The following is a 6,205-nucleotide window of genomic DNA, read 5'->3' on the forward strand; positions in this document are numbered from 1 at the left end:
TTTAAAAAATTCGCAAAGCAAGATTTAAAATTTAGGCACTGGTACATAGCGCTCATAGGCTACGCTTAGCGGTTATCGGTTGCCGCCAAATGATTGAGCTTGCCGTCTAGAGGTCAAATTTTGCCGCCTGCGAGGCTAAGTTTATTCGGTTCGCATGAAATTCAAGAAGCGAGAGCTGTTGGCGGCAGCACAAAATTTAACCCGCTTGCATGAAATTTTAAGGAGCGCACGATGCCAAACGCCGTAAATTCCGCGCAGTACCAAGCGCGCATCAAGCAGGCGGAAGCTCTTTTTAAGAGGCAAAATTTTACTCAGCGCCAAACGATAAATTTAAGCGGCGGATATGAGATCGTAAAGGACGCATATAGGCTCGGCGCGACAAGCTTTAGCGGCGGCGAATACACGCTGTTTGATACTCACAAAACGCAGATAAAAAGCTGGCGCTGTATAGACGATCGGGCAGAATTTTTTAGCCTGATCCACCACGCAGACGGCAAATTTTACCTCGTTTTTCGCCAGGACTTATACGGCTACAGCGTGCTTGATCTAGCCTCAGCGCAGATCATGCGCTTCGTGCCGGACGCCTGGCTAGACGGCAAGGAGAGCTTCATTTGGGACGGCGTGCACTATCTGCGGGGTTGGGACGTGCTGGCCGTTAGCGGCTGCTACTGGGCGGCTCCAAACGGCGTGCATTTGGTGAGCTTTGCCGAGCCGATGAGTGAAGAGCAGAGATATGTAGACGTTTTAGACTGCATACAGGGCGGTTACGACATCTACGAGCAGGCTGATTTTGCGGGCTTTGAGGGTAATGAACTGAGCCTAAAATGCTTTCGCGCGGACACCTTACGATATGAAAATATAAAAATTTCGCGCGAGCATTACTGCGAATGGATGCGCGGAGCAAAGCGGCTCTAAGCTTTAAATTTACTAAATTTCGCGCCTAAATTTAAACGCTTGCAAGCGGTAAATTTTAATTACGAGTCGAAAAAAGCGGAATTTAGAGAGACCAAAGGGGCTGAAATAAGGAATACGGATGTTTTTTGAATATATTTTAATCGGCGCCTGCGTAGGCTTTATCAGCGGATTTTTCGGCATCGGCGGCGGCACGGTCGTGGTGCCCGTGATGATGCTCTTCGGCTACGATGTCAAGTACGCCATCGGCATCAGCATCATGCAGATGATCTTTAGCTCGATCTTCGGCTCGTTCGTAAATTTTAAAAGCAAAATGCTCGATGTCGCGCCGGCGCTGGTGCTGGGGCTCGGAGGCTTTTGCGGCGCGCTTAGTAGCGGCTTTATCGTAAGCTATTTTTCCTCAAAATTCCTTCTGGGCACGCTCATTTTGGTGCAGATCATAAATTTAATCAAACTCTTCAAAACCCCGACCGAGCCCACCGGAGAGGCCAACGAATCTAAAATTTTGCTCTTTATCGTGGGGCTGTTCGTCGGCGCCGTGGCGATCAGCGTGGGTATCGGCGGCGCGGTATTCGTAATGCCTATTTTGATCAGCTTTTTAAACTACGACATCAAAAAGGCCGTCAGCACGGGGCTATTTTTCGTGATATTTTCCTCAAGTGCGGGCTTTCTGAGCCTTTCCGCGCACGGACTCGTGTACTACAAGATCGGCGCGTTGCTCGGCATCGGCTCGCTAGCGGGCGTTTACGCGGGCGTCAAAACCTCGCACAAGATCGGCAAAAAAGCTCAAAAGCGCTGGATGATCGCGCTTATCGTCACGATACTTTGCGTGACGATTAAAAAATTTATCGCCTTAAACTAGCGATATTCGTTTTGCCTGCCACGCCTAAATTCGGCCTAAAGAGTGCTTTAAATTTTAAAATTTAAACTCCGTCCGTTTGCGCAAGCGATTTTTGAAATTCGTATTTGAAATAAAACGTCCACGCAAGCGGACAAAGGATTATTAAAATGGCGGCTACGACTTCGGCGGCTTGCGCATGAAATATTAGAAATAAGGCACCTATGTAGTTAAGAACATAAGCAAAACCCCAAAATACCGCGTTTGAGTGGTCATTTGATATTTCGGTTGCGACCAAATAGATGCAAATGCAAATTAGCGAGGCAATTAAAAAGGCTTCAAGGACGCCTAGCTTTTGGTAGTTTACGTCCGAAGCAAAATAACCCAGCGCGCAAGACGCCAAGATTGCCGCGAGTAAAATTTTACGTAAAATTTTAAGCGATTTGACTTTAGGCGAAGCGTAGATTATATGCGCGCAAAGAGCTATAAAATAGGCACCTGCGACAAAATCAAAAAATATGTAATAAGCGAATTCTCCAAATATCCCCAAATCATAGCCGCTTCCTAAAATTTTTTCATCTATGGCATATAGCGCGCCGAATTTCGCCGCTAAAAATATAGCCGCAAGCAGGATCGGATGTAGTAGCGCCCTGCCTGCAAGCAGGTCCGCATAAATGCGTCTCAGGAAATCTATCAATCTTTTCACGTTAGGCTCCTTTGAGATTTCGCCATTTGCGGCGTCTCTCGTGAAATTTTCGCCGTTTGGTTTAAATTTGATCTTAAATCGGGATAAATTTTAGCTTGAGAGCTTTTAAAAATCGCTTAGCGGCAAAGGCGTAAATTTGCGCGATTGAGAGAGGGTCGCGTATTTTAAAATCCGCACCGTTCAAATCATTTTCCTATCGCAAGCTGTTTTGCGAGCGAGCACATATTGCAAAAGGCGCGGACGAAATAGGGCGAAATAGGCTCGTTCGTCCGCTAGTAGTATTTAAAATTTTATTCGATTTTTAGTTGCGCGGCTGCTTTATTCGCGGCGATGTGTTTGCGCACAGCGAGGTTTGTGTGCGGCCGGCTAGCCTGCGGTATGGATTTGTACGTAGTGAGGTTTGCGTGCGTGGCGAGCGGATTAAAATTTTAGTTTAGATAGTTAGCGCAGGTGCGCCCCTTTTTCGGCAGATGCGAAGCGGGGCGCAAATTTCGTAAATTTTATAAATTATTTCGGCAGATCGCCTAGCTCAAAGCGTAAAATTTACGCACCTATAATCACGGCCGACAAAAGCCCCCATAAAATGGCTTCTATCGCTAGCACCGAGTGAAGTACGGCCTTACTCATCGCTTCTCCTTTGTTTTTAATTTTATTATCTGCCGACCTGGGCTGCTAAGAGCCCGATCGATCTATGAGCGGGATTATATAAGGTGATTGTGTTCTTAATGTGTCTTTTAAAATTTACGGCAAAAATTTTGCCACCTGTCGTAAAGTGCGAGCGAGCGGTAGATTTCAGGCAAAATTCAGCTACCTGTGTTAAGGCGCGGCAAATTTAAGCGAGCCTGCCGCCCGCCGTAATGCGCGGCAAAGTCGTAAAGGGCGGCAAAGTCGCAGCGCGCGCTAAATTTAAAGCAAAATACCGACCTCATCGCGGCGCGCGAGGCGTCCGCGGCAAATCGATATAAAATTTAAAGCAGAATTTTATGTGAATGCGGCGCGCGACACGCCTGCGCTTTTTTACGTCGTTAAGGCTTGTATTGGCGTAGCTTGCGCCGTCAGGGCCCGTATCGTCAAAGCTTGCATCGGTGCGACTTGCGCCTGTGGGGCGAAATTTTACGACGAGCTACGAATTGCAAGACGCAGCTCATCCGCACCGTCTTGATCTGAAATTTAAAGCTGAATTTTAACGCGCGCCTCGGTTCCGACGCCGGGTTCGCTTTCGTATTCGATCTGCCCGCCTAAAATATCGAGCGCTCTGCGTACGATGCTAAGCCCAAGCCCGCTGCCTAGCTGTTTGTGCGATTCTTCGCACTGATAAAATCGGTCAAAAATTTTATCCAGCTTCTCGCGCGCGATACCGATGCCCTCGTCTTTGATGCTCACCTGCGCAAAGCTATCGCAAGCGCGACAACGGACGAAAATTTTACCGTTCGGGCGCGAGTACTTAAGCGCGTTTTCGATTAAATTTCTCCAAATTTGATTTAGCAGCCCCGCGTTTGATCGCACGCTAAGCGGCGATAAATTTAGCTCAAACTCGTGTCCTTCGTAGCTTTGGCTCAGCGATATGATGCATTGCCGCAGCTGCTCGTCGATACGTACCGTCTCATCTAGGCGGATCGCCGCACCGCTATCAAGTCTCGTTAGCTTTAGCATATCGGTGCAAAGCTTGCTTAGGCGGTTTGCTTCTGCGCCGATCGAGGCTGCGTATCGCACCGCGCGCTCCTCGCTCACGCCGCCCTCTATCATCTCGCTTAACGCGGCGATCGAGGAGATCGGCGTTTTCATCTCGTGCGAGACATTTGAGACGAACTCCTTTTGTAGCTGCTCGTGCTTTTGCAGCTTCTGCGCCATTTTATTGACGTTTACTACAAGCTCGTCGAGCTCGTGCATATAGACGTAATCGGTGCGGTACCTGTGTATCTTGCGCTCGGCGCGCGCCTCAAAATCGCCGTTTGCGATCGCGGTAATCGCGTCTAGTAACCGCTTGATCGGGCGGAATAAAATTTTAAGCCCGAAGTAAAGCAGGGTGAAATTTAGCGCCATCGTGATTAGACAGATGATCGCGCACAGCGCCACTCCGTCCCAAAACCCGCCGATCTTGCCGCCGATGCCTATGTAAAAAAGCATGCAAACCGCGAAGCAGACGATGAAATTTATCACGCCGAATGCGAGCGAAGAGTAAAACGCGATGAAGCTTTTGAGGCTGATGAGGTATTTTTTCATGCTCGCTCCTTTTTTACGGCTTTATATCCGAGCCCGCGCACGGTGATTATCTCAAAATCCTTGGAGTTTTCAAATTTTGCCAGTAGCTTTTTGATGTGCGTATCTACGACGCGCTCGTCGCTGTCCGTTTCGTAACCCCAAATTTCGCTCATTATCTCAAACCTTGTAAAAATTCTGCCCGCATAGCTTAGCAGCAAAAACAAAAGACGAAATTCCTTCGGCGCTAGGCTTATCCGCTCGCCCGCCGCACGGACGCTAAGCGTATCGTAGTCAAGCTCGCTTCCGCCGATGAGTAGCCGCTTTTCGTTTGCGATCTTTGCGCGTCTTAGCAGCGCATGCACGCGCAGTACGAGCTCTTTTAAATTTATCGGCTTGCTCATATAATCGTCCGCGCCGCTTTTAAAGCCCGTCTGCATATCCTCGATCTCGCTTTTTGCCGTTATAATCAGTATCGGCTGGCTCTTGCCGTCGCGCCTAACGTATCTGCTAAGCTCAAAGCCGTCCATCTTAGGCATCATCACGTCCGAGATGATCAGATCGAAGTGCGCCTCATCCAGCGCCTCTGCAGCCTGCTTGCCATCGAAGGCGCAGCTCACGCTAAAGCCCTCATCAAGCAGCTTTTCCCTTATCGCCGAGCTCAAAGCCTCGTCGTCTTCGACGAGTAAAATATTAAGCATAATCGCTCCCGTTTTGCTAAATTTATGTGCTTAAATTTATACATAAAATTTTAAGAAACAATGAGATATTATACGTAAATTTTTTCAAGGAGTAAAGAATGAATTTCAAAAAAACCATATCGGCTGCTGTTATTGCAGCTTCGGTGCTGGCGCTATTTAGCGGATGCGCGAAAGAGAGCTCTCGCGTAGTGCAAACCCCTACGGTAGCGAGTCTAAATACCAACTACTCTGGCGAGCGGATCGCCGTATCGGTAGGACGCTTTAACAATCAGTCCTCTTACAACAACGGCGTGTTCTCCGACGGTGAGGATAGACTGGGCAACCAAGCGCAGACGATTTTAATCTCGAATTTACAGCAAACGGGACGCTTCTCGGTGCTTGATCGCACGAATATGCGCGCCATCAAAGAGGAAAGCGCAATCTCTAAAAGCGCACAAAATCTAAAAGGCGCCAGATACGTTATCACCGGCGACGTGACTGAGTTTGGCCGCAAGACGACCGGAGATCATCAGTTGTTTGGAATTTTAGGCAAGGGAAAGACCCAAACCGCGTATTCTAAAGTAAATTTAAACGTCGTGGACGTCAAAACGTCCGAGGTGGTCTTTTCGACTCAGGGCGCGGGCGAATACGAGCTATCAAACCGCGAAGTGCTAGGTTTCGGCGGCACTGCGGGCTATGATTCGACGCTAAACGGCAAGGTGTTAAGCCTAGCGATCATCGAAGCGGTCAATAATCTCGTAAACGGCCTTGAAAACGGCGCGTTTAAACTAAGATAAGGATTAAATTTGAAAGCGAGCAGTGTTCTTGCTCTTGCTGCTGCGGTACAGGGGAGAAGACAGCATCAAATGT

General features: G+C 48.4%; 6 protein-coding genes. 3 read left to right on the forward strand and 3 right to left on the reverse strand.

Going from position 1 to position 6,205, the window contains the following annotated elements; genetic code table 11:
* The first annotated feature begins 231 nt into the window (after positions 1-231).
* Together Q0198_RS10685 and Q0198_RS10690 are read left to right on the forward strand one after the other, a co-directional pair.
* The gene (locus Q0198_RS10685) at positions 232-915 is read left to right on the forward strand and encodes a hypothetical protein (protein ID WP_297897993.1); all 684 of its coding nucleotides are present in this window, start codon (positions 232-234) and stop codon (positions 913-915) included.
* A 118-nt stretch (positions 916-1,033) separates the two neighbouring features.
* The gene (locus Q0198_RS10690) at positions 1,034-1,774 is read left to right on the forward strand and encodes a sulfite exporter TauE/SafE family protein (protein WP_297897995.1); all 741 of its coding nucleotides are present in this window, start codon (positions 1,034-1,036) and stop codon (positions 1,772-1,774) included.
* A 61-nt stretch (positions 1,775-1,835) separates the two neighbouring features.
* Here the strand turns inward: Q0198_RS10690 and Q0198_RS10695 are convergent, their stop codons facing one another.
* The 3 genes from Q0198_RS10695 to Q0198_RS10705 all read right to left on the reverse strand — a co-directional run bounded on the left by Q0198_RS10695 (position 1,836) and on the right by Q0198_RS10705 (position 5,356).
* Positions 1,836-2,456: a hypothetical protein gene (locus Q0198_RS10695; RefSeq protein ID WP_297897997.1), complete on the reverse strand. Its 621-nt coding sequence runs from the start codon at positions 2,454-2,456 to the stop codon at positions 1,836-1,838.
* A gap of 1,170 nt (positions 2,457-3,626) precedes the next feature.
* Entirely contained in the window at positions 3,627-4,679 is a 1,053-nt protein-coding gene (locus Q0198_RS10700; RefSeq protein WP_297898000.1) for a HAMP domain-containing sensor histidine kinase, read from the reverse strand.
* Entirely contained in the window at positions 4,676-5,356 is a 681-nt protein-coding gene (locus tag Q0198_RS10705; protein ID WP_297898002.1) for a response regulator transcription factor, read from the reverse strand. The genes Q0198_RS10700 and Q0198_RS10705 overlap by 4 nt, the downstream gene beginning before the upstream one ends.
* A 98-nt stretch (positions 5,357-5,454) precedes the next feature.
* Between Q0198_RS10705 and Q0198_RS10710 the strand changes: the two genes are divergently transcribed.
* Complete coding sequence (locus Q0198_RS10710) at positions 5,455-6,132, forward strand: CsgG/HfaB family protein (protein WP_297898004.1); 678 nt, start codon at positions 5,455-5,457, stop codon at positions 6,130-6,132.
* Positions 6,133-6,205 lie beyond the last annotated feature (73 nt).

The sequence above is a fragment of the uncultured Campylobacter sp. genome (genome assembly GCF_938045205.1).
Classification (GTDB): Bacteria; Campylobacterota; Campylobacteria; order Campylobacterales; family Campylobacteraceae; genus Campylobacter_B.

What these genes read in the sequence shown, in the direction of transcription:
- Q0198_RS10685 (WP_297897993.1), top strand. Translation starts at nt 232, where the DNA reads ATGCCAAACGCCGTAAATTCCGCGCAGTACCAAGCGCGCATCAAGCAG.
- Q0198_RS10690 (WP_297897995.1), top strand. Translation starts at nt 1,034, where the DNA reads ATGTTTTTTGAATATATTTTAATCGGCGCCTGCGTAGGCTTTATCAGC.
- Q0198_RS10700 (WP_297898000.1), bottom strand. Translation starts at nt 4,679, where the DNA reads ATGAAAAAATACCTCATCAGCCTCAAAAGCTTCATCGCGTTTTACTCT.
- Q0198_RS10705 (WP_297898002.1), bottom strand. Translation starts at nt 5,356, where the DNA reads ATGCTTAATATTTTACTCGTCGAAGACGACGAGGCTTTGAGCTCGGCG.
- Q0198_RS10710 (WP_297898004.1), top strand. Translation starts at nt 5,455, where the DNA reads ATGAATTTCAAAAAAACCATATCGGCTGCTGTTATTGCAGCTTCGGTG.